Below are 22,568 nucleotides of genomic sequence, written 5' to 3'. Positions count from 1 at the left end.
CGTAGGCGTCAGCCCCTGTTCGAGGGGGCCGCCGCGGTGAGGGCGATCATGCGCGACACCGAGCGCAGATACTTTTTCCGGAAGCCGCCGCCCAGCATCGCCTCGTCGAACACCTCCGAGAGCGGAACGCCCGCGGCGACGATCGGGATCTCGGCGTCATACGCGCGGTCGATGAACGCGACGAGACGCAGCGCCTGCATCTGGTCGTGCAGTTGCACCACGTCGTCCAACGCGATCAGATCGATCCCGTCGACCATTTTGAGGTAGCGCGAAGGGTGCACCGTCGCGAGGTGGTCGACGAAAGCGGTGAAGTCGTCGCGCGTGGCGACGCCGCCGGCCGCGCGGGTCGACTCGACGGCGGCGGTCAGGCCCGCGGCATCGGTCACCACGGCAGCACCGGTCGTCGCCCGGCGTCGGAAGTCGAGCCCGTCGATGCGCAGAGTCCGGAAGTTGCCGGACATGGCGTGGATCTCGCGCAGGAAGTCGCTCGCTGCGAAGCGCCCCTCTCCGAGCGCGTTCGGCGGGGTGTTGCTCGTTGCTGCGAAGCGCGTTCCGCCGCCGACCAGGTCGCCGATGAGGCGCGTCATCATCATCGTGTCGCCCGGGTCGTCGAGCTCGAACTCGTCGATGCAGATGAGCGCCGTGCCCTTGAGAAGCTCGACGGTCTTCGCGTAGCCGAGCGCACCGACGAGCGCCGTGTACTCGATGAAGGTGCCGAACAGCTTGCGACCGGATGCCGCATGCCACAGCGCCGCCAGCAGGTGGGTCTTGCCGACGCCGAAGCCCCCGTCGAGGTACACCCCCAGCTTCTGGGCCTCGTCGCCGGAAGCCTGCCTCTTGCGGCGCCCGAAGCCGAGGAATCCCCCGCCCTTCGCCGCGCCCGCGGCCGACGAGAACGCGCGCAGCGCATCGACCGCCTCCTGCTGCGACGGGTAATCCGCGTCCGGGCGGTAGTTGTCGAAACTCGCCGTCGCGAACTGCGCAGGCGGAGTCAGGCTCTCGAGCAGCTGCTCCCCCGTGATCGTCGGCGAGAGCTGGGTGAGGCTGGTCAGCGGGGAGGTGCCGAGGGCATCGGTCGTCATTCGTTCTCAGTCAGATGTCGAAGTCTTACCCGCCGCCGGTGCGTCATCGCACACACGCGCCTAGCGTTGGGAACGTCAGCGTCCAGCCTAACCAAGGAGCGCACCATGACCGTTTCGGCCGACCCTTCCGAGAAGTTCGCCGCCTACGCACACCCCGAGCGTCTCGTTTCCACGCAGTGGCTGGCGGACCACCTGGGGGAACCGGGCCTGGTGGTCGTCGAATCCGATGAGGACGTGCTGCTCTACGAGACCGGGCACATCCCCGGCAGTGTGAAGATCGACTGGCACACCGACCTCAACGACCCGGTCGTTCGCGACTACATCGACGGCGAGCGGTTCGCGCAGGTCGTCGGCTCGAAAGGCATCGGCCGGGACACGACCGTTGTGATCTACGGCGACAAGAACAACTGGTGGGCGGCGTACGCGCTGTGGGTGTTCACGCTGTTCGGCCACGAGGACGTCCGGCTGCTCGACGGCGGTCGCGACAAGTGGATCGCCGAGGGGCGCGAATTGACGACGGATGCCTCCGCTCCGTCACCCGTCGACTACCCGGTCGTCGCGCGCGACGACAGCGGCGTGCGTGCCTTCAAAGAGGACGTGCTCGCGCACCTCGATGCTCGCCGGCCGCTGATCGACGTGCGCAGCTTCGAGGAGTACACGGGCGAGCGCACCGAGATTCCCGGCTACCCGACCGAGGGCGCCCTGCGGGCGGGGCACATCCCCTCGGCGGCATCCGTGCCGTGGGCGAAGGCCGCAGCGCCCGATGCGACCTTCAAGCCGCGAGCCGAACTCGAAGAGGTCTACCTCGACGGGGCGGGCCTCACACCCGGCGACGACGTGATCGCCTACTGCCGCATCGGCGAGCGGTCGAGCCACACCTGGTTCGTCCTGACCCATCTGCTCGGCTTCGAGAACGTCAAGAACTACGACGGCTCATGGACGGAATGGGGCTCGGCCGTGCGCGTGCCGATCGCGCAGGGCGCAGAGGCCGGCGCGGTCGCGTGACCGCGGCTCGATAATCGATAGCGTGACGGATTCCGCAACGCCGGCCGCCCTCGCCGAGATCAGGGACGACTTCCTCGCTCTCTCGCAGAACGAGCGCCTGCAGCTGCTCCTCGAGTTCTCGAACGAGCTGCCTGAGCTTCCCGAGCGGTATCGGGACCACCCCGACCTCTTCGAACGGGTGGTGGAGTGCCAGAGCCCGGTGTTCCTCTTCGTCGAGGTCGACGAGGACAAGGTGGTGCACCTGTTCGTGACCGCGCCCCGCGAATCGCCGACGACGCGAGGCTTCGCGTCGATCCTCGTGCAGGGCCTCGCGGGCCTCACCGCAGACGAGGTGCTCGCCGTGCCGGACGACTACCCGCAGACGCTCGGTCTCGCGCAGGCCGTGTCGCCGCTGCGGCTGCGCGGCATGGGTGCCCTGCTCGGGCGGGCCAAGCACCAGGTGCACGCGAAGACGGCGTCAGCCTGACGTCGGCGCGCACCGCCGCCACAAGAACACAGCGTCAAGCGCCGGGCGGCGTAGGCGTTCCGTCACCGACCTCGAGCTGGTCGAGCCACCTGCTGATCGCCTTCGTCCACTTCTTCGGGTCGAAGTTCCAGAGCTTGGTGTGTCGCGCCCGAGTGAACCGCACGAAGGTCACGATGTCGGGGCGGCGTGCGGCCAGCGCCCGCGAGGCGTAGGCCGGGACGTAGCCGTCGTCGTCGCTGTGCAGCAGCAGGATCGGCGTGCTGAGCACGTCCGCGCGCTGCACGAAGTCGAGCTCGGGCAGGCCGATGGGAGCGGCGGCACCCGTGAGGTGTCCGCCCCACGGGGCATCCAGCAGCTTCAGCGCGCTCTCGGTGATGGGGTCGGGCACATGCAGTTCGCCCGCCTGGTAGCGGAGCGTGTCGACCCAGTCGATGACCGGCGACTCGAGGACGACGCCGCGGATCAGATCGGCATGCGGCGAGCGGGTCACCGCCTGCAGGGCGATCGCACCGCCCATCGACCAGCCCATGATGACGATGTCGGTGGCGCCGTGACCGACCGCGTATTCGATGGCCGCCTCGACGTCGCGCCACTCGGTGGACCCGAGGCCGTAGCGGCCGTCGTCGCTGCGCGGGCCGTCGCCGTCGTTGCGGTACGAGATGACGAGGCTGGTCCAGCCGTGCTCGCGGAAGACGGGGATCGCGCGCAGGCACTCCTGGCGCTGGGTGCCGCGGCCGTGGACGTGGATCGCCCACTTCCCGCTGCGGACGCCGTCGTCGCCTTTGGGGCCGTTGAAACGCCACGCGGGGGCGACTCCCCCGTCGGTGTCGATGCCGATGGACTTCACAGGCAGGCCGAGCTCTTCGGGGCGCACGTACCACCAGCCGCTGATGCGGCCGCGCTTCGCGCGCGTGAGATCGCCGAAGCTGACGCGTTCGACGCGCCGAGTGACCGAGACGCCGCTGCGCGAGAGGATCGGACCGAGCCGCGCGTGGCCGGCGTCGTGGTCGAACCAGAAGCTGTAGTCGCCGCGCAGGAGCGTCTCGGGCGTCGGCGAGAGGGTGACGACCGACGCGTCAGGCGCGACCGCCTTGACGATGACGTCCTCGTCGCGTCGCCGCGGCGGTGTCAGAACCTTGCGGGCGATCAGGACGGACGATGCTGCAGCGACGACAGCGAACGTCGCCGCGCCGACTGCACCGAACACCAGCGGATAGCCGACGCGCCTGCGCCAACCGGCCATGTGACCCCCTTCGCGCGGCGTGCCTGATCGCGCACCCTCACCTTGAACTCTAATGTTCATGCTGTGTCGTCCACACCGTCCGGGCGCGGAGCATCGGCTGAGTTCACCGCTGCGTTGGATTCCATCAAGCAGGCCGTCATCCGCCCCGACCTCACCCTGACCCCTATCCCTGCGCCCGGGCAGCTCGCGCCCGAGTCGTTCGCGCTCGCCGCCGATGTCACGCCCGAGCGCCACGGCATCGATTCCGAGCTCGGCACCGGCCGCTTCGTGCTGCTGCACGATCCCGCGGGCTCAGAGGAGTGGGGCGGGACGTTCCGCGTGGTCTGCTTCGCTCAGGCACCGCTCGAGACCGATATCGGGCTCGATCCGTTCCTCGCCGACGTCACGTGGTCGTGGCTCATCGACGCGCTCGAGTCGCGGCATACCTCGTATCACTCGGCGTCCGGCACGGCCACGAAGATCATCTCGACCGGTTTCGGGCAGCTTGCCGAACAGGGCGACGGGGCGCAGATCGAGCTGCGGGCGTCGTGGACGCCGACCGATCTCGATCTCGGCGCCCACGTCGAAGCGTGGGGCGACCTCGTCTGCATGCTGGCGGGCATCCCGCCGACTGCCGAGGGTGTGAGCGTACTCTCGCTACGTAAGGCCAAGAGCAAGCGTGCCTGAAGCGAATGACACAGTGACGAACGACAGACCTGAGTACCGGGTGACCGAGACCGCGGCCGACTACGAGGCAGCAGTGGCGGCTCTCGCAGGCGGCACAGGCCCGGTGGCGGTCGATGCAGAGCGGGCGAGCGGATTCCGGTATTCGCAGCGCGCCTACCTGATCCAGGTGTTCCGCCGCGGCTCCGGGGTGTTCCTCTTCGACCCGATCGCCCTCGAAGGCGAGGTGGGGCATGACCTGACCGCCCTGCAGAACGCCATCGTCGGCGAGGAGTGGGTGCTGCACGCCGCCAGCCAGGACCTCGCGTGCCTGCGCGAGGTCGGGCTCGACCCGGTCGACATCTTCGACACCGAGCTCGCGGCGCGGCTGCTCGGCCTGCCCCGGGTCGGGCTCGGGCCGCTCACCGAGAACCTGCTCGGCATCCACCTCGCGAAGGAGCACTCGGCAGCCGACTGGTCGACGCGCCCGCTGCCGCAGTCGTGGTTGACCTACGCTGCGCTGGATGTCGAGCTGCTGGTGGATCTGCGCGACGAGGTCGAGAAGCTGCTCGAAGCGAGCGGCAAGACCGAGATCGCCCGCCAGGAGTTCCACGGCGAGCTCGTCAAGGAGGCGAAGGCGCCGCGTGCCGAGCCGTGGCGCCGGCTTTCGGGCATCCACTCGCTGCGCGGTGTGCGCAACCTGGCCGTCGCCCGCGAGCTGTGGCTCGCGCGCGACGAGCTCGCGCGCGAGAGGGATACCGCACCTGGGCGTCTGGTTCCGGACGCCGCGCTGACCGCGGTCGCCAAGGCGATGCCGTCGTCGAAGCGTGAGCTCGCGGGGCTGAAGGAGTTCACCGGCCGCGCGAGCCGCAGCGAGATCGACCGGTGGTGGAACGCCATCGAGCTCGGGCGCACGACTGACGATCTGCCGGTCACGCGCCCGACCGGCGAGCACGTTCCGCCCGTGCGCGCGTGGGCCGACCGTAACCCCGAGGCCGACGCCCGCTACCGGCTCGCGCGTGAGCGTGTGAGCGCGTATGGCGAAGAGCACGCGATTCCGGTCGAGAACGTGCTGACCCCTGAGCTGCTGCGGCGTGTCGCCTGGGAGCCCCCGGTGCCCGCCGACGCGGCGTCCATCGGCGCGCAGCTCGCGGCCGGCGGTGCGCGACCGTGGCAGGTCGAGGCGACGGCCGAACTGATCGCCACCGCATTTGTCGAGGCGGAACAGTCCGCCGCAGAGGCTGAGCAGAGCGCTTCGTAGATTCCGACAATCCATTGGGTCGGCGGCGCACGCGGATTCCTAGGATCGATGCGAGTCCACGATCGTGGGGAAAGGCAGTGTGGCCATGACAGCCGAGGTGTATTTCGTCGACGGAGCCAGGACGCCCTTCGGGCGGGCCGGCGAGATGGGGATGTACTGGGGAACCCGTGCGGACGATCTGGCCGTGAAAGCCATCGTCGGTCTGCTCGAGCGCAACCCGAACCTTCCGAAGGACGCCATCGACGATGTCGCCATCGCCGCGACCACCCAGCAGGGCGACCAAGGCCTCACCCTCGGCCGCACGGCGGCGATCCTCGCCGGCTTGCCGACGTCGGTGCCCGGCTTCGCCATCGACCGCATGTGCGCGGGCGGCATGACGAGCGTCACCACGACGGCGGCATCCATCGGCTTCGGGGCCTATGACGTGGCCCTCGCCGGGGGCGTCGAGCACATGGGCCGCCACCCGATGGGGCTCGACGCCGACCCCAACCCGCGCTTCCTGACCGAGAAGATCGTCGCCCAGGACGCGCTGTTCATGGGGAACACGGCCGAGCGGCTGCACGACCGCTTCCCGTCGCTGACCAAGGAGCGCAGCGACTTCTACGGCATGCGCAGCCAGCAGAAGGTCGAGGCGGCGTACCAGGCCGGAAAGATCCAGCCTGATCTCGTTCCCGTCGCCACTCAGAGCGCGACGGGCTGGGGCCTCGCCACCGAAGACGAAGGCCGGCGCCCCGGCACCACGATGGAGGCGCTCGCCACCCTCAAGACCCCGTTCCGCCCGCATGGCAACGTGACGGCGGGCAACTCGTCGCCGCTGACCGACGGCGCGACCATGTCCCTCATCGCGAGCGGCGAGGCCGTCGAGAAGTATGGGCTCACCCCCAAGATGCGTCTCGTGAACTTCGCGTTCGCTGGGGTCGAGCCCGAGGTGATGGGCCTCGGCCCCGTGCCCAGCACCGAGAAGGCGCTGAAGAAGGCCGGTCTCACCATCGAGGACATCGGCCTGTTCGAGCTGAACGAGGCCTTCAGCGTGCAGGTGCTCTCGTTCCTCGACCACTTCGGCATCGACGACGACGACCCCCGAGTGAACCTCTGGGGCGGAGCGATCGCGATCGGGCACCCCCTGGCGGCATCCGGCCCGCGCCTCATGATGCAGCTCGCTCGCCAGTTCGCCGAGCACCCTGAGGTGCGTTACGGCCTCACCGCCATGTGCGTGGGACTCGGCCAGGGCGGTTCCGTCATCTGGGAGAACCCGAACTGGAACGGCCGCTAGGCCCCCGGACAACTGAAAGGACTGCACGCCCAATGACGGACTACAGCACCCTCGACTTCACCCCGCTGCTCGAGTTCAGCGCAGATGAGGTGGTCACCCACTCGTATGTGAAGGACATCACGCTGCCGAGCGGCAAGAAGCTCGCGCTCATCACCCTCGACAACGGCCGCGACCACACCAGGCCCAACACGCTGGGGCCGGCGACGACGGCTGAGCTCAACGGCGTGCTCGACGAGCTCATCACGCGAGCCGCAGCGGGCGAGATCGACGCGGTCGGCATCACCGGCAAGCCGTTCATCCTGGCGGCGGGCGCCGACCTCAGCAAGGTGAACGACATCCCGAACCGCGACGCGGCGAAGCTGCTCGCGCAGTTCGGCCACTACACGCTCGGGAAGCTGGGCAAGCTCGGCGTGCCGTCATTCGCGTTCGTGAACGGCCTCGCTCTCGGGGGTGGCGTCGAGATCGCACTGAACGCGACGTACCGCACCATCGACTCCTCGGCCGCCGCGATCGCCTTCCCCGAGGTGTTCCTCGGCATCATCCCCGGCTGGGGCGGTGCGACCCTGCTGCCGAACCTGATCGGGATCGAGAACGCCCTCAAGGTCGTCATCGAGAACCCGCTCAAGATGAATCGGATGCTGAAGGCCGATGAGGCCTACAAGCTCGGAATGTTCGACGCGATCTTCGACCACGTGAACTTCTTCGAGGAGTCGCTCGCATGGGCCGACGGCGTGCTCAGCGGTCGGGTCAAGGTCGAGCGCCCGAACCAGCCCGGTCGCATCGAGCGGACCGTGAAGTGGCCCGTTGCGATCAAGATCGCCCGTGAGTCGCTCGAGAGCCGCATCGGCACGGTGCCGAAGTCGCCGTACGCCGCACTCGACCTGCTCGCCAAGGCCAAGGACGGCGACATCGAGGCCGGCTTCGCTCGAGAGGACGAGGCGCTTGCCGACCTCATCTCGGGCGACCAGTTCGCGGCATCCATCTACGCCTTCAACCTCGTTCAGCACCGGGCGAAGAAGCCGGCGGGCGCGCCCGACAAGTCGCTCGCGAAGAAGATCGGCAAGGTCGGCGTCATCGGCGCGGGGCTCATGGCGAGCCAGTTCGCGCTGCTCTTCTTGCGCCGACTCGAGGTTCCGGTCGTCATCACCGACCTCGACCAGGAGCGCGTCGACAAGGGCCTCGCGTACATCCACGACGAGCTGCAGAAGCTCGCCGACAAGGGGCGCCTGAACTCCGATCAGCACAACAAGCTGAAGTCGCTCATCACGGGCACGACCGATCGCTCGCAGTACGCCGACTGCGACTGGGTGATCGAGGCGGTCTTCGAAGAGCTGTCGGTCAAGCAGGACGTGTTCGCCGACTTCGAGAAGATCGTCTCGCCCGAGACGGTGTTCGCGACGAACACGTCGTCGCTGTCGGTCGATGCGATCGGCGCGAAGCTCGAGCACCCCGAACGCCTCGTGGGCTTCCACTTCTTCAACCCGGTCGCGGTGATGCCGCTGATCGAGGTCGTCAACGCCCCGAAGACCGACGAAGCCACCCTCGCCACCGCGATGGCCGTTGCGAAGAACCTCAAGAAGAACGCGATCATCACGACCGACTCGACCGGGTTCGTCGTGAACCGCGTGCTCGCGAAGGTCCTCGGCGAGTCGATGCGAGCGGTCGACGACGGCACGCCGTTCGAGGTCGTCGACGAGGCGCTCGCTCCGCTCGGGCTGCCCATGCCGCCGTCGGTGCTGCTCGACCTGGTCGGGCTGAAGGTCGGCGCGCACGTGCTCGACACCCATCACGCGGCATGGCCTGACCGTTTCTATCGCTCAGAGAACCTGCACCGCGTGGCCGAGGCCGGCCCGCTGCTCGAGAAGGACGGCAAGGGCAAGGTGAAGGGCATCAGCCGCGAGGCCGAGCGCATCGTCAAGTCGAACCTGAACCCCGGTGGCAAGCCGCACACCAAGGAGCAGGTGCTGCAGGCCGTGCAGGACGGCTTCGCTGACGAGGTGCACCGGATGCTGGAAGAGGGCGTCGTCACCGCCGCGGAGGACATCGACCTCGCACTCATCCTCGGTGCGGGCTACCCGTTCCAGATGGGCGGCTTGACTCCCTACCTGGACCGCGTCGGCGCGAGCCAGCGCGTCTTCGGCGCGACGTTCCACGACCCGCAGATCGTGGGCGCCGCGACGCGTGCGAAGCAGGGCGAGGCGCAGCTGGTCGGCTAGCTCCCCGACTCCGCCTCGGCAGGAGATCTGCGGATCGGGGGGACGTTTCTCTCGGAAGCGTTCCCCCGATCCGCGTTTGTCCTCCGCGGATCCGCCGGAGTGTCGCCGGCGACGCGGCTCAGTTGCGGATCTGGATCGCGCCGGTGTCGCTGTCGGAGTCCTGCCGGGCGCGCGGCACCCTGCTGCCGAGCACCTGGGCGACGACATCGCGCGCGATGCGCTGCGGCGTGAGCCCGGCATCCGCCAGGATCTGCTCGCGCGTCGCATGCGCGATGAACTCGTCGGGCAGGCCGAGCTCGTCGACGGCGGTGTCGATGCCGGCTGCGCGCAGGTCCTGACGCAGGCGCGTGCCGATGCCGCCGACACGGATGCCGTCCTCAAGGCTGATCACGATGCGGTAATCGCCCGAGAGCTCGACGACACTGCGCGGCACGGGAACGACCCAGCGAGGGTCGACGACGGTGGCCCCGATCCCCTGGGCTTCGAGGAGCTCGGCAGCCTCGAGGGCGAGTCGCGCGAAGGGGCCGACGCTGACGAAGAGCACGTCGCGGCGCTCTGACTCGCGCAGCACATCGACACCGTCGTCGAGGCGCCGCAGAGCGGGGATGTCCTCCCCCACGTTCCCCTTCGGGAAGCGCACCACGGTCGGGCCGGTCTGCACGGCGACCGCCTCGCCGAGCTCTTCGCGCAGGCGCGCGGCATCGCGCGGCGCCGCGAGCCGGATGCCCGGAATGAGCTGCAGCAGGGCGAGATCCCACATGCCGTGATGACTCGGCCCATCGGGCCCCGTCACGCCTGAGCTGGGAAGGACGAAGGTGACGCCGGCGCGATGCAGTGCGACATCCATCAACGCCTGATCAAACGCGCGGTTCATGAACGTCGCATAGAGCGCGACGACGGGGTGAAGGCCTCCGAAGGCGAGCCCCGCGGCAGAGGCGACCGCGTGCTGCTCAGCGATGCCGACGTCGTGAACGCGCTCGGGGTGCTTCTCTGCGAGCTTGTGAAGGCCGACCGAGCGCTCCATGGCCGCGGTGATGCCGACGATCTTCGGGTCGCGCTCGGCGAGCGCCAGCAGCTCGTCGGCGAAGACGGACGGCCACGAGGGGGTGCTGGCGGCTGCGGCCACCGGGGCGCCGGTCGACGGGTCGATCTGCCCGACGGCGTGGAACTGGTCGGCCTCGTCGTCGAGCGCGGGCTGGTAGCCGCGGCCCTTCTGGGTGATCGCGTGCACGATGACCGGGGCACCGTAGTTCTTCGCCTGCTGCAGCGCCTCCTCCATCGCGGCGACGTCGTGGCCGTTCACCGGTCCGATGTACTTGATGTCGAGGTTCGAGTAGAGCTGCTCGTTGCCGGTCACGCGGGACAGGAACCCGTGCAGAGCGCCGCGCATGCCGCTGTAGAGCGCCGAACCGGGCGTTCCGAACTTGCCCGCCGCGCTGCGCGACTTGAGATACAGATCGCGATAGGTCTTCTGCGTGCGCACGCCGTTGAGGAAGCGCGCCATGCCGCCGATCGTCGGGGCATACGAGCGGCCGTTGTCGTTCACGACGATGACGAGGTTGCGGTCGTTGTCGTCGGTGATGTTGTTGAGCGCCTCCCATGTCATGCCGCCCGTGAGCGCGCCGTCGCCGACGACCGCGACGACGTGGCGGCCCGTCTGGCCCGTCACGGTGAACGCGCGGCTGATGCCGTCGGCCCACGAGAGCGAGCTGGAGGCGTGCGAGGACTCGACGATGTCGTGAACGGATTCCGCGCGCTGCGGATACCCCGCGAGGCCGCCGCGGCGACGCAGATCGCTGAAGTCCTGGCGGCCCGTCAGGAGCTTGTGCACGTAGGACTGATGGCCCGTGTCGAAGACGATCGGGTCCTTCGGGCTGTCGAATACCCGGTGGATCGCGATCGTCAGCTCGACGACGCCGAGGTTCGGCCCGAGGTGGCCGCCGGTCTTCGAGACGTTCTCGATGAGGAACTCGCGGATCTCTGCGGCCAGCTGCACGAGCTCGACGTCGGAGAGGCGATCGAGGTCGCGCGGGCTGCGGATCTGGTCGAGGAGAGACATCGTAGGAAAGGTTACGCGCAGGCATCCGAGAACATCACGGATGCCTGCGCGCGGCCTTTTGTGCTAGACGAGGCTCCGCAGCACGTACTGCAGGATGCCGCCGTTGCGGTAGTAGTCGGCCTCACCGGGCGTGTCGATGCGCACGACCGCGTCGAACTCGACGGTCTGCTTGCCCTCGGGCGAGTGCTCGCTCGGCTCGGCGGTGACGTGCACCGTCTTCGGCGTGGTCCCGCTGTTGAGCTGCTCGAGGCCCGTGATCGAGACGACCTCGGTGCCGTCGAGGCCGAGCGACTCGGCCGACTCGCCGGCCGGGAACTGCAGCGGGACGACGCCCATGCCGATCAGGTTCGAGCGGTGGATGCGCTCGAAGCTCTCGGTGATGACCGCCTTCACGCCGAGCAGGTTGGTGCCCTTCGCCGCCCAGTCGCGGCTCGAGCCCGACCCGTACTCCTTGCCGCCGAAGATGACGAGCGGCGTGCCGGCCTTCTTGTAGTTCTCAGCAGCGTCGTAGATGAACGCCTGCGGGCCGCCCGGCTGCGTGAAGTCGCGGGTGTAACCGCCCTCGACGCCGTCGAGCAGCTGGTTCTTCAGACGGATGTTCGCGAAGGTGCCGCGGATCATGACCTCGTGGTTCCCGCGGCGCGAGCCGTAGGAGTTGAAGTCCTTGAAGTCGACGCCGTGCTCGGTGAGGTACCGGCCGGCCGGAGAGTCCCGCTTGATCGAGCCAGCGGGGCTGATGTGGTCGGTGGTGACGGAGTCGCCGAGCTTCGCGAGCACGCGGGCACCCGTGATGTCGGCGACCGGGGTGGTCTCGAGCGTCATGCCCTCGAAGTACGGGGGCTTGCGCACGTAGGTCGACTCGTCGTTCCACTCGAACACGTCGCCCGTGGGGGTGGGCAGGTTCTTCCAGCGGTCGTCGCCCTCGAACACCGAGGAGTACTGGCGGGTGAACATCTCGTTGTTGATCGACGAGTCGATCGTCGACTGCACCTCGTCGGCGGAGGGCCAGATGTCCTTCAGGAAGACCTCATTGCCGTCCGCGTCCGTGCCGAGCGCGTCGTTCTCGAAGTCGAAGTTCATCGAGCCGGCCAGTGCGTAGGCGACCACGAGGGGCGGTGACGCGAGGTAGTTCATCTTGACGTCGGGGTTGATGCGGCCCTCGAAGTTGCGGTTGCCCGAGAGCACCGCGGTGACGGCGAGGTCGTTGTCGTTGACCGCTGCCGAGACCTCGTCGATGAGCGGGCCCGAGTTGCCGATGCAGGTGGTGCAGCCGTAGCCGACCGTGTAGAACCCGAGGTCCTCGAGGTCCTTCGTGAGCCCCGCCTTCTCGTAATACTCGGTGACGACGCGCGAACCCGGGGCCAGCGTGGTCTTGACCCACGGCTTGGCCTTGAGGCCCTTCCTGACCGCGTTGCGGGCGAGCAGGCCCGCCGCCAGCATGACCGACGGGTTCGAGGTGTTGGTGCACGAGGTGATGGCCGCGATCGTGACGGCACCGTGGTCGAGCGTGTAGCTCGTGCCATCGGCCAGGGTGACCGTCGACGGCTTGGAAACCACGGCGGGCGCGTGGCTCGTGTGGTGGTGGGCCTCGCCGTTGTGCGCCGCCGCGCCGACCGCGATCGGGTCGGAAGCCGGGAAGGTCTCGGCCACGGCCTCGTCGACATCGGTCTCTTCGAGCGCGTCTGCGTAGTTGGGCAGGTCCTTCTCGAACTGCGCCTTCGCGTCGGAGAGGACGATGCGGTCCTGCGGGCGCTTGGGGCCGGCGATCGACGGCACGACGGTCGACAGGTCGAGCTCGAGGTACTCGGAGTACTCGGCCTCGTGCGAGGGGTCATGCCACAGGTGCTGCTGCTTCGAGTACGCCTCGACAAGGGCGACCTGCTCTTCGGGGCGCCCCGTGAGGCGCAGGTAGTCGAGCGTGACATCGTCGATCGGGAAGATCGCGGCGGTCGAGCCGAACTCGGGGCTCATGTTGCCGATGGTGGCGCGGTTCGCCAGCGGAACGGCCCCCACGCCCTCGCCGTAGAACTCCACGAACTTGCCGACGACGCCGTGCTTGCGCAGAAGGTCGGTGATCGTGAGCACGACGTCGGTGGCGGTGACGCCGGTCGGGATCGACCCGGTGAGCTTGAAGCCGACGACCTTGGGAATGAGCATCGACACCGGCTGGCCGAGCATGGCCGCCTCGGCCTCAATGCCGCCGACGCCCCAGCCCAGCACGCCGAGACCGTTGACCATCGTGGTGTGCGAGTCGGTGCCGACGAGCGTGTCGGGGTAGGCGCGCAGCACGCCGCCGACCTCGCGGGTGTAGGTGACCCGGGCCAGGTGCTCGATGTTCACCTGGTGGACGATGCCGGTGCCGGGCGGAACGACCTTGAAGTCGTCGAACGCCGTCTGGCCCCAGCGCAGGAACTGGTAGCGCTCACCGTTGCGCTCGTACTCGATCTCGACGTTGCGCTCGAACGCGTCCTCGCGGCCGAACAGATCGGCGATCACGGAGTGGTCGATGACGAGCTCGGCAGGGGCGAGTGGGTTGATCTTCTTCGGGTCGCCGCCGAGGGCCGCGACCGCCTCGCGCATGGTGGCGAGGTCGACGATGCAGGGAACGCCGGTGAAGTCCTGCATGACGACGCGCGCGGGGGTGAACTGGATCTCGGTGTCGGGCTCGGCCGACGGGACCCATGAGCCGAGCGCCGTGATCTGCTCTGCCGTCACGTTCGCACCGTCTTCAGTGCGCAGCAGGTTCTCGAGCAGGATCTTGAGGCTGAACGGGAGCTTCTCGTACCCGGCGACGCTGTCGATCCGGAAGATCTCGTAGTCGGTGCCCCCGACTGAAAGCGTTGATTTCGCGCCGAAGCTGTTGACTGCTGACACGGGGTCGGCCTCCTTGGCGATCGTTAATTTATCTTGACGTCGAGATAACTGTAGCAGTGCGCCTAGCCCTGCGGAGACATCGAATCGGATGCCGTCCCGCCGTTTTTGCGAGCGTACACGTCGCGCACCAGCAGCCACGTGACGAGCAGAACGGGGACGTACAGCGGGATGCCCATGACGAGATGCGTGATGGCCAGGGCCGCCGTGTTCCCGGCCAGGAAGAGCGGCACCTGAACGACGAGCCGGGCCACGAAGAGGGCCAGCCACAGCAGAGTAGAGATCACGGCGACGCGATAGGTCGCGGGATGCTTGCGCCAGGCGACCCCCTCTCCGTACAGGTAGCCGACCGCGATGCCGATGATCGGCCAGCGCACAAGCACGGAGATGAGGAAGGCGAGCCCGTAGAGGGCGTCGATGCCGAGCCCGAGCGCGAAGTTGTTGACGGGCCGGTTGGTCGCGATCGCGAGGATGGCGCTCGCCCCGACGCCGACGAGCCCGGCGACGGCCTGCGTCACGTTCTCCTTCGCGATGACGCGCCACACCGTGAAGACCAGGGCGATCAGAACGGATGCCCCGAGCGCGATCGGCACCGCGGTGCCGGGCGCCGGCGTGATCAGGATCGTGTAGAGCACGATGAAGGCGAGCCCGGGAAGGACCGCCTCGCACAGCCCGCGGACACCGCCCATGGCGCGCAGCAGGGCGTCACCGCTCGGGGCCGTCTCGCCCGCCATGGCGCCGAGCCCGGTGTTCTTCGCGGCCGCGGCGCCGAGGGCATCGCGCAGGGACGGCTCGGCCGGGGCATCCCCCGCGCCCTGCTCTGCGTTGTTCTCGTCGGCCATCACGCGCTGGGCGCCGCAGGGGTCGGCGGCATCTTGAGGGGAATGAGATCGCGCGGCGGCATCGGCACCGAGCCGCGGACGACGACGATGCTGCGGAAGAGGTCCTCGACGGCCTCGCCGGCCTCAGGCTTGACGGCGCCGTCGCCCGAGATCACGCCGCGCAGGAACCAGCGCGGGCCGTCGACGCCGATGAACCGCGCGATGCGGGTCTCGCCGGGCACGCCGCCTGCCACCGGCACCTCGGCGACGAGCTCGGGGCCGAAGACCCCATCGCGCTCGGTCACGCGACCGCCCTGGGCCGCGACCTGCTCGGCGATCTGGCCGCGGATCTCGTGCCACAGCCCGCTCGACCGCGGCGACGCGAACGGCTGCACCTGCAGCGTCGAGCCGGCGTAGTCGAGACTCACCGCGACGACGCGCTGGCTCTCCTCTTCGATCTCGAGGCGCAGGTGCAGGCCCTCGCGGGGCAGCACCTTGACGCCGCCCAGGTCGATGTAGGGCCGCACCGGGTTGGCCTCGCTGTCGTCGAGGGGGCCCTCGACGTCGCGATCCTCCGGTGCGGACTTCTCGTACTCGGTCGGCTCGATGTCGCTCACGCGCGCTCTCCTGTAATGGTCTTCTCGTCGGAGTACCCGGTAGACCCGAAACCACCCGTTCCGCGAACGCTGTCGGGCAGCTCGTCCACAGGGACGAACCGCGCGCGGGCGACGGGCACGAGCACCAGCTGGGCGATGCGATCGCCGGCGGCGACGTCGTAGGGCTTCGACGAGTCGGTGTTCAGCAGTGTGACCCTGATCTCGCCGCGATAGCCGGCGTCGACCGTGCCCGGCGCGTTCACGATCGTGATGCCGTGGCGGGCGGCCAAGCCGCTGCGGGGAACGACGAACCCCGCGTAGCCGTCGGGAAGCGCCACGGCGACTCCCGTGCCGATGGTCACGCGCTGCCCGGGCTCGATGCGCACGGCCTCGGTCGAAGTGAGGTCGGCTCCGGCATCGCCGGGGTGCGCATAGACGGGTGCAGCGAGCGCGACGAGAGGAACGTCGACGGTCTCGGTCACCCGAAAAGGCTAGTGCAGAAAGCCGCCCAGGCATTCGTGGTGGGATTGCACTATGACGCTGTTCCGCGAGCGGCTCTACGCCGCGCCCTGGTTGTTCGTCGCCTGCGCGCTCATCGTGCCCGCGACCCTCGCCATCTTCTGGCCGATCAACGTCACGGTCGGCGTTGTCCTCGCGATCGTGCTCTATGGGCTCATCGTCGCCGCTCTCGTCGGCTTCGCGCCGGTGCTCGAAGTCACCGACACCGACTTCCGTGCGGGGCGCGCCGACATCGAGCGCGAGTACATCGGCGAGGTCGTCGCCTACACGGGCACGGAGGCGGCGCTCGAGCGCGGCCGGCGGCTGGATGCCCGCGCGTGGCTGCTGCTGCGCGGGTCGCTGCCGATCGTCAAGGTGCCGATTCTGGACGCAGCGGACCCGGTGCCGTACTGGATCGTGTCGACGCGGAAGCCGCACGAGCTGGCATCCGTGCTGAACAACCGGTCCCGCTGAGTCGAAGGCAGACACAGAAAAGGGCCGGCGGCGAAAGCCGTCAGCCCTAAGTCTGTTCTGCGGGTGTCGTGACCCTATGCAGCGCACTCCATGCAGATCGGACCGAGCTTGGTCTCGTGGTCCAACTGCGAGCGGTGCTTCACGAGGAAGCAGCTGACGCACGTGAACTCGTCAGCCTGCGGGGGCAGCACGACGACGTCGAGGTCCATGTCGGAGAGGTCGGCGCCCTGCAGCTCGAAGCTGCCCGGGTTGTCGGGGTCCTCATCGATGACGGCCGACGTCTTGTCGGGAACCCGCTCCTTCAGCGCCTCGATCGATTCGGATTCGTCGTCGTTCTTCCTTGGCGCGTCGTAATCGGTTGCCATGCCCATCCACTTCTGAAATTGCGCGCCGACCAGCATGATCGGCGGCGTTATTCTGCATCACGCATCGGGGATTATCAAACCGATTCGGACGACCCGAAACGTGTTCAACGAGACGTACCCGGATGCCGCAGGGGGAAACTCGCGGCACGCCAGCGTTATTCCCGGCTGCGGCCCGTTCTGCGTGGCATTCTGACGACGTCCCCGGACCGTTCGGAAGGCGAAGATCCCATGCAGGAATTGAAGGTCATCGGCGTCGAAGAGGGCGCACTGATCGTCGCGAGCAACGATGGCGACCGCTACCGCGTCGCCATCGACGAGGTCGCGCTGACCAAGCTGCGCCGTCTGAAGGTCGAGCAACAGGATTCGGCCGTGCGCATCTCGCCGCGCGAGATCCAGGCGCACATCCGCGGCGGCCTCTCCGCCGAAGACGTGGCTGAGCTCACGGGGGCACCGCTCGAGTACGTCCAGCGTTTCGAGCGCCCGATCATCGCCGAGCGCGAGCACATCGTCGCGCAGGCGCTCACGGTGCCCGTGAGGGTCACGGCCGACGTCGACGTGCTCGGCGAGAACGCAACCTTCGGCTCCGCCATCCGCGATCGCCTCGCAGCGCTCGGCGCGACCGGCGAGCGCTGGGCCAGCTGGCGCGAGGAGGAGGCCGGCTGGATCGTGAAGCTCACCTTCACCGCCGACGACATCGAGCACGACGCCCGCTGGACCTACGAGCCGCGGAAGGCCCACCTCGCTCCCGCCAACGCCGAGGCGAGCACGCTCTCGCAGCACGGCGAGCTTCCGCCCACGGGCTTGATCCCGCGCCTGCGCGCGGTGAGCCCGCTCGTCGGCGACGAGTCGCGGTTCGACTCAGGGCAGTTCGAGTTCGTCGAGCCGAAGCGACAGGATGCCGCACCGGCGGCGCCGGCACCCCAGACTCCCGCCGTGCCCTCCGGCGCGATCAAGCGCGCCGACGACGGCCAGCCCCGCGATGTGCACAACACCGCAGACCTGCTCGAGGCGCTGCGGCGCCGACGCGGCGAGCGTGAGGCATCCGCGCGAGACTCGCAGCCGATCGAGCTCGAGCTGCCGTTCGCGTCGTCCGAGAGCGCGCCGGAGGAGACACCGCAGCCCCGCGACGATCAGCCTTCGGGCCCCGTTGCCGTTCCTGCCGGCGGCTTCGCCCGAGGCGAGACCGGCCCGGTCGGACAGCGTGGGTCGAAGCGCGGTCGCGCCTCGATGCCCAGCTGGGACGAGATCGTCTTCGGCGCCCGTGGCGACGACGACACCTCGGCCTAGCGCGTCGAGGCCGTTCGGAGCAGGTCGCGTGCGGTGACAGTCGGCGTCGCTGGAGACCTGGGATTCCGTGAGACGACACCAGATGTCGCGATTCGACGCTGAAAGTGACCTCTAGCGTCGCATTGCGCCGCGGCTGCCGCTCGGGCGATCAAGAAGTGTCGTCCCGCGACCGGCGACCCCGTGCGGCGACACTTGATGTCGCCAAATTTGCCGGCGGTCCCGTGCGGCGACACTAGACGTCGCCAGACGTGCCGGCGGTCCCGTGCGGCGACACTAGATGCCGTTTTGCTGGCCAGCGGTTCTGCATGGCGACACTAGATGTCGGAATGCGGCGGCGAGAGTGCCCTCTACTGTCTCCGCACGGACAAGAGCGCCGCGCAAAGCGACAGCACGTGTCGCCCGCGAGCTCAGAGCTTGAGCGTGGTGGCGCGCGCGGCCCTGCGGCGCGTCAACGGCCCGCGCGAAGCATCGTAAATGCAGAGCGTCTCCAGAGTTCGGAATCGCGGCGAACGCACGCCGCCGGCGCAGCGGCGATGGATTGCCGACCGACTCGACGAACGCATCCAGGGTGTCGACGTCGGCGCCCGGCCGGTCGGCCACGGCACCCTTGGTCAGTGCGGTGTGCCACAGCGCGAATCGCGCGGGCTCTGCCGGAGTCACCTCGGTGATGATCACGACGCGAACGCCCCGAAGCCGATCAGCGGCACCTTGACCTCGTCGGGGCTGAACGAGCCGTGCTGGCCGACCATGGCCCAGTTGCGCTCGTCGGTGGCGCGCGTGTCGTAGTAGACGACCTGCGAGCGCGCCGCGACGAGCACGTGGCCGAGACGGCCGAGCACGTCGTCGTCGACGCCGTTCGGCCCGAACCACCCGGCGGCCACGGCCTCCTCGCGAGTGGCGACCCAGGCGCGGTCGTCTTCCGCCTCGTGCCAGACACGCGCGAGCCGTTCGACGTCGCCGGCGCTCGCCCCGGCCTCGAGGTGCAGCTGCACGCAGCGGTAATCGCCGGCGACGTGCTTCACACCGGCGACGAGCTCGGGCTCGTGGTCGAAGAAGATCTTCCCGCCCGCCGAGATGTCGACCATGCCGTGATCGGCCGTGAGCAGTGCGCCCTGGTTCTTGCCGAGGCCGCGGTCGAGCAGCGCGATGCCCGCGTCGAGCTCTTCGAGCGCGGCGGTCCACTGTGGCGACTGCCAGCCGTACTGGTGCGCGGCCATGTCGAGCTCTGGCACGTAGACGAAGACGACGCTGCGACCGCCGCCGAGCAGAGAGAGCGCTGTCGTCATGCGGTCCGCGATCGACCGCGCCGGCACATACTCCGCACCACGATGCACCGCCTGGGTCAGGCGCGTGGTCGCGTAGCGCGCGTGGCCGACGAGGTACGAGCGGATGCGTGCCGCGGCACCCGTCTCGAAGAGGGTGGGCACCCGCTGCCAGCTCGCCGGGTCGGGCCCCGAGCGCCAGCCGCTCAGGTGATTGAAGACGGCGTCGGTGACGGGGTCGACGGCCTCGTAGGCGACGATGCCGTGCTGACCGGGATAGGCGCCCGTGCAGAGCGTGGCCAGTGCCGCAGCCGTCGTGGTGGGGAATCCGCTCTCGATCGTGGTGGCGCGGTTCAGGCGAGGTGCGATCGTTCGCGCGTGCCCGGCGCGCGCCTTGAGCGGCAGGGCGCCGAGACCGTCGGCCAGCACGACGACGGCTCCGTCGACGGCGCGCAGCGGCAGCTGCGGCGCGCCGCGCTCGACCGCGGCGAAGCAACTGGCGAGCACGGCGGCGAGGCTCACGGATTGCGAATACGCGTTCGGTAGCATCGCCATGCGCCCAGTGTGCCAGAGCCGCGCGCACCAGCAGAAAGCACAGATGACACCCGCAGATCGCACTCCCCCGGCAGACATCGTCGAACGGATCGAGGACGTCGACGTCTCGACAGAGATGCAGGGGTCCTATCTGGAGTACGCCTACTCGGTGATCTACGCCCGCGCGCTGCCCGATGCCCGTGACGGGCTGAAGCCGGTGCAGCGACGGATCCTCTACATGATGAGCGAGATGGGCCTGCGCCCCGATCGCGGTCATGTGAAGTCGGCGCGCGTCACCGGTGAGGTGATGGGCAAGCTGCACCCGCACGGCGACGGCGCGATCTACGACGCGCTCGTGCGCATGGCGCAGGACTTCACCCTGCGCGTGCCGCTCGTCGACGGGCACGGCAACTTCGGCTCGCTCGACGACGGCCCGGCGGCCGCCAGGTACACCGAAGCGCGTCTCGCCCCGGTCGCGCTCGAGATGGCGGCCGACATCGACGAGGACACCGTCGACTTCCAACCGAACTACGACGCGCAGCAGCAGGAGCCTGTCGTGCTGCCCGCGGCGATTCCGAACCTGCTCGTCAACGGCGCGAGCGGCATCGCCGTCGGCATGGCGACCAACATGGCGCCGCACAACCTGATCGAGGTCGTCGGCGCCGCGAAGCACCTGCTCGAGAATCCGGATGCCTCGCTCGACGACCTCATGGCGTACGTACCCGGCCCCGACCTGCCGGGTGGCGGCACGATCGTCGGCCTGGCCGGAATCCGCGAGGCGTACGAGACGGGCCGCGGCAGCTTCCGCACCCGCGCGAAGGTGCGCGTCGAGCAGATCACGGCGCGCAAGACCGGCCTCGTCATCACCGAGCTGCCCTACCTTGTCGGCCCCGAGAAGGTCATCGACAAGATCAAGGACGGCGTCAACGCCAAGAAGCTCCAGGGCATCTCCGACGTCACCGATCTGACCGACCGGCAGCACGGCATGCGCCTCGTGATCGGTATCAAGACGGGGTTCAACCCCGAGGCGGTGCTCGAGCAGCTGTACAAGCACACGCCGCTCGAAGACGGCTTCTCGATCAACAACGTGGCGCTCGTCGACGGCGGCCCGCAGACGCTGGGGCTGCGCGAGCTGCTGCGCGTCTACCTCGACCACCGCATCGAGGTCGTGACCCGCCGCTCCCGCTTCCGCCTTGCTCGCCGGCAGGAACGCCTGCACCTCGTCGAGGGTCTCTTGATCGCCATCCTCGACATCGACGAGGTGATCCAGGTCATCCGCACCTCCGACGACTCGGCCGAGGCATCCACGCGGCTGCAGTCGGTGTTCGACCTCTCACAGGTGCAGGCCGAGTACATCCTCGAGCTGCGGCTGCGCCGGCTCACGAAGTTCAGCCGCATCGAGCTCGAGAGCGAGAAGGCCCAGTTGGAGGCCGAGATCGCCGAGCTCGAGGCGATCCTCGCCTCCCCCGCGCGCATTCGCGGCGTCGTCGCCGACGAGCTCGACGACGTGGCCGAGCGCTTCGGAACGCCGCGCCGCACGCTGCTCACGGAAGCGAAGGCGTCGATCGCGAGTGTCGGGTCGAAGAAGGCGACGTTCACCGGGCCCGCGCTCGAGATCGCGGATTCCCCGGCCGTCGTGTACCTGTCGACCACGGGCCGCGCCGTGCGCGTCGACCTGCCAGAGGGTGCGGGGTCGCCCGCGGTGGCGCCTCGACGCTCGAAGCATGACGCTGTGCTCTCGAGCCTCGTGACCACGGCGCGGGCCGAGATCGGCGTGGTCACGAACCGCGGGCGGCTCATCCGCTTCTCGCCCGTCGATCTGCCGGTCGTCCCTCTTAACTCGATTCACCTGGCCGCCGGGGCGCGCATCGGCGAGTACCTCGGCGGGCTGCCGAAGGGCGAGCGCGTGCTCGGCCTCGTGTCGCTCGCAGCCGACGCGGCCCCCATCGCTCTCGGCACGGCGCAGGGCGTCGTGAAGCGCGTCACGCCCGGCAACTGGCCGAACCGGCCCGACTTCGAGATCATCGGCCTCAAGGCCGGCGACGAGGTCGTGGGCGTCGCGCATGCGGCCGACGACCGCGAGCTGGTCTTCGCGGCCTCCGACGCGCAGCTGCTGCACTTCCCGGCGTCTGCCGTGCGCCCGCAGGGCGCGCCGGCGGGCGGCATGGCGGGCATCAACCTCGGCACAGAGGCCAAGGTGATCGGATTCTTCGTCGTCGACCCCGCGGCCGAGAACGTCGTCGTCACCGTCTCCGTTCCGCTCGAGACGCTGCCGGGCACCGACCCCGGTCGAGGGAAGGTCTCGGCGTTCGCCGAGTTCCCCGGGAAGGGGCGCGCCACGGGAGGCGTGCGTGCACACGCCTTCCTCAAGGGCGAGGGCATGCTCGCCCTCGCCTGGGTGGGGCCGCAGCCGGCGCGCGCCGTGGCTTCCGACGGTGCGGCGCGCGAGCTGCCCGAGACGCTCTCCAAGCGCGATGGCAGCGGCACCCCGCTCGACAACGTCGTGGCATCGGTGGGTACCGCGGTCGGCGCCGAGGCGATCTCTGTCGCAGGGTCGTCGGCCGAGGCATCCGCCGCCGCCGAAACGACGGGCGACGAGACGCTGTTCTGACC

19 protein-coding genes are annotated in these 22,568 nt (G+C 69.0%); 9 read left to right on the top strand and 10 right to left on the bottom strand.

Going from position 1 to position 22,568, the window contains the following annotated elements; translation table 11 throughout:
- Nucleotides 1-8: 8 nt before the first annotated feature.
- On the bottom strand, nucleotides 9-1,082 hold the full coding sequence (gene zapE / locus ABD716_RS13535; RefSeq protein WP_344777742.1) for a cell division protein ZapE: 1,074 nt from the start codon (nucleotides 1,080-1,082) through the stop codon (nucleotides 9-11).
- A gap of 105 nt (nucleotides 1,083-1,187) precedes the next feature.
- Between zapE and ABD716_RS13530 the strand changes: the two genes are divergently transcribed.
- Both ABD716_RS13530 and ABD716_RS13525 read left to right on the top strand, forming a co-directional pair.
- Nucleotides 1,188-2,087, top strand: a complete 900-nt coding sequence (locus tag ABD716_RS13530; protein WP_344777740.1) for a sulfurtransferase — start codon at nucleotides 1,188-1,190, stop codon at nucleotides 2,085-2,087.
- A 22-nt stretch (nucleotides 2,088-2,109) separates the two neighbouring features.
- Nucleotides 2,110-2,553, top strand: coding sequence for a SufE family protein (locus ABD716_RS13525; RefSeq protein ID WP_344777738.1), 444 nt, complete (start codon nucleotides 2,110-2,112; stop codon nucleotides 2,551-2,553).
- A 34-nt stretch (nucleotides 2,554-2,587) separates the two neighbouring features.
- On the opposite strand, the gene ABD716_RS13520 is transcribed toward ABD716_RS13525, so the two are convergent.
- Nucleotides 2,588-3,796 carry an alpha/beta hydrolase family protein gene (locus ABD716_RS13520; RefSeq protein WP_344777736.1) on the bottom strand — a complete coding sequence of 403 codons (1,209 nt, stop codon included), beginning with the start codon at nucleotides 3,794-3,796 and terminating at the stop codon, nucleotides 2,588-2,590.
- 63 nt (nucleotides 3,797-3,859) lie between these two features.
- On the opposite strand from ABD716_RS13520, the gene ABD716_RS13515 reads away from it, so the two are divergent.
- The 4 genes from ABD716_RS13515 to ABD716_RS13500 all read left to right on the top strand — a co-directional run bounded on the left by ABD716_RS13515 (nucleotide 3,860) and on the right by ABD716_RS13500 (nucleotide 9,188).
- Complete coding sequence (locus ABD716_RS13515) at nucleotides 3,860-4,462, top strand: DUF3000 domain-containing protein (RefSeq protein ID WP_344777734.1); 603 nt, start codon at nucleotides 3,860-3,862, stop codon at nucleotides 4,460-4,462.
- 13 nt (nucleotides 4,463-4,475) lie between these two features.
- Nucleotides 4,476-5,699: an HRDC domain-containing protein gene (locus ABD716_RS13510; protein WP_344777732.1), complete on the top strand. Its 1,224-nt coding sequence runs from the start codon at nucleotides 4,476-4,478 to the stop codon at nucleotides 5,697-5,699.
- Nucleotides 5,700-5,784: 85 nt separating this feature from the next.
- Nucleotides 5,785-6,972 carry a thiolase family protein gene (locus ABD716_RS13505; protein WP_425553459.1) on the top strand — a complete coding sequence of 396 codons (1,188 nt, stop codon included), beginning with the start codon at nucleotides 5,785-5,787 and terminating at the stop codon, nucleotides 6,970-6,972.
- A gap of 32 nt (nucleotides 6,973-7,004) precedes the next feature.
- Nucleotides 7,005-9,188, top strand: a complete 2,184-nt coding sequence (locus ABD716_RS13500) for a 3-hydroxyacyl-CoA dehydrogenase NAD-binding domain-containing protein (protein WP_344777728.1) — start codon at nucleotides 7,005-7,007, stop codon at nucleotides 9,186-9,188.
- A gap of 118 nt (nucleotides 9,189-9,306) precedes the next feature.
- Here ABD716_RS13500 and dxs read toward each other — a convergent pair whose 3' ends face one another.
- The 5 genes from dxs to dut form a co-directional block, all read right to left on the bottom strand.
- Nucleotides 9,307-11,247 carry a 1-deoxy-D-xylulose-5-phosphate synthase gene (gene dxs, locus ABD716_RS13495; protein ID WP_344777725.1) on the bottom strand — a complete coding sequence of 647 codons (1,941 nt, stop codon included), beginning with the start codon at nucleotides 11,245-11,247 and terminating at the stop codon, nucleotides 9,307-9,309.
- Between the two features lie 63 nt (nucleotides 11,248-11,310).
- A complete protein-coding gene (gene acnA, locus ABD716_RS13490; RefSeq protein ID WP_344777723.1) occupies nucleotides 11,311-14,121 on the bottom strand; it encodes an aconitate hydratase AcnA in 2,811 nt (936 codons plus the stop codon).
- A 62-nt stretch (nucleotides 14,122-14,183) separates the two neighbouring features.
- Nucleotides 14,184-14,960 (bottom strand): DUF3159 domain-containing protein, encoded by a 777-nt coding sequence (locus tag ABD716_RS13485; RefSeq protein WP_344777721.1) that lies wholly within the window; start codon nucleotides 14,958-14,960, stop codon nucleotides 14,184-14,186.
- Entirely contained in the window at nucleotides 14,960-15,556 is a 597-nt protein-coding gene (locus ABD716_RS13480) for a DUF3710 domain-containing protein (protein ID WP_344777719.1), read from the bottom strand. The genes ABD716_RS13485 and ABD716_RS13480 overlap by 1 nt, the downstream gene beginning before the upstream one ends.
- Entirely contained in the window at nucleotides 15,553-16,017 is a 465-nt protein-coding gene (gene dut, locus ABD716_RS13475; RefSeq protein ID WP_344777717.1) for a dUTP diphosphatase, read from the bottom strand. The genes ABD716_RS13480 and dut overlap by 4 nt, the downstream gene beginning before the upstream one ends.
- Nucleotides 16,018-16,069: 52 nt before the next feature.
- On the opposite strand from dut, the gene ABD716_RS13470 reads away from it, so the two are divergent.
- Complete coding sequence (locus ABD716_RS13470; protein ID WP_344777715.1) at nucleotides 16,070-16,507, top strand: DUF3093 domain-containing protein; 438 nt, start codon at nucleotides 16,070-16,072, stop codon at nucleotides 16,505-16,507.
- Nucleotides 16,508-16,581: 74 nt separating this feature from the next.
- Here ABD716_RS13470 and ABD716_RS13465 read toward each other — a convergent pair whose 3' ends face one another.
- The gene (locus tag ABD716_RS13465; RefSeq protein WP_344777713.1) at nucleotides 16,582-16,872 is read right to left on the bottom strand and encodes a DUF4193 domain-containing protein; all 291 of its coding nucleotides are present in this window, start codon (nucleotides 16,870-16,872) and stop codon (nucleotides 16,582-16,584) included.
- 228 nt (nucleotides 16,873-17,100) lie between these two features.
- On the opposite strand from ABD716_RS13465, the gene sepH reads away from it, so the two are divergent.
- Complete coding sequence (sepH, locus tag ABD716_RS13460) at nucleotides 17,101-18,159, top strand: septation protein SepH (RefSeq protein ID WP_344777712.1); 1,059 nt, start codon at nucleotides 17,101-17,103, stop codon at nucleotides 18,157-18,159.
- Between the two features lie 273 nt (nucleotides 18,160-18,432).
- Here the strand turns inward: sepH and ABD716_RS13455 are convergent, their stop codons facing one another.
- Together ABD716_RS13455 and ABD716_RS13450 are read right to left on the bottom strand one after the other, a co-directional pair.
- Nucleotides 18,433-18,834 (bottom strand): hypothetical protein, encoded by a 402-nt coding sequence (locus ABD716_RS13455; RefSeq protein WP_344777710.1) that lies wholly within the window; start codon nucleotides 18,832-18,834, stop codon nucleotides 18,433-18,435.
- Complete coding sequence (locus ABD716_RS13450; protein ID WP_344777708.1) at nucleotides 18,831-19,976, bottom strand: alkaline phosphatase family protein; 1,146 nt, start codon at nucleotides 19,974-19,976, stop codon at nucleotides 18,831-18,833. Before ABD716_RS13450 ends, ABD716_RS13455 begins: the two co-directional genes overlap by 4 nt.
- Before the next feature lie 43 nt (nucleotides 19,977-20,019).
- Here ABD716_RS13450 and ABD716_RS13445 point away from each other — a divergent pair, with 43 nt between their 5' ends.
- Entirely contained in the window at nucleotides 20,020-22,566 is a 2,547-nt protein-coding gene (locus tag ABD716_RS13445) for a DNA gyrase/topoisomerase IV subunit A (protein ID WP_344777706.1), read from the top strand.
- Nucleotides 22,567-22,568 lie beyond the last annotated feature (2 nt).

The sequence above is a fragment of the Gryllotalpicola kribbensis genome (assembly GCF_039538245.1).
GTDB classification, from domain to species: domain Bacteria; phylum Actinomycetota; class Actinomycetes; order Actinomycetales; family Microbacteriaceae; genus Gryllotalpicola; species Gryllotalpicola kribbensis.
This window is presented reverse-complemented; position numbering and strand designations above follow the sequence as displayed.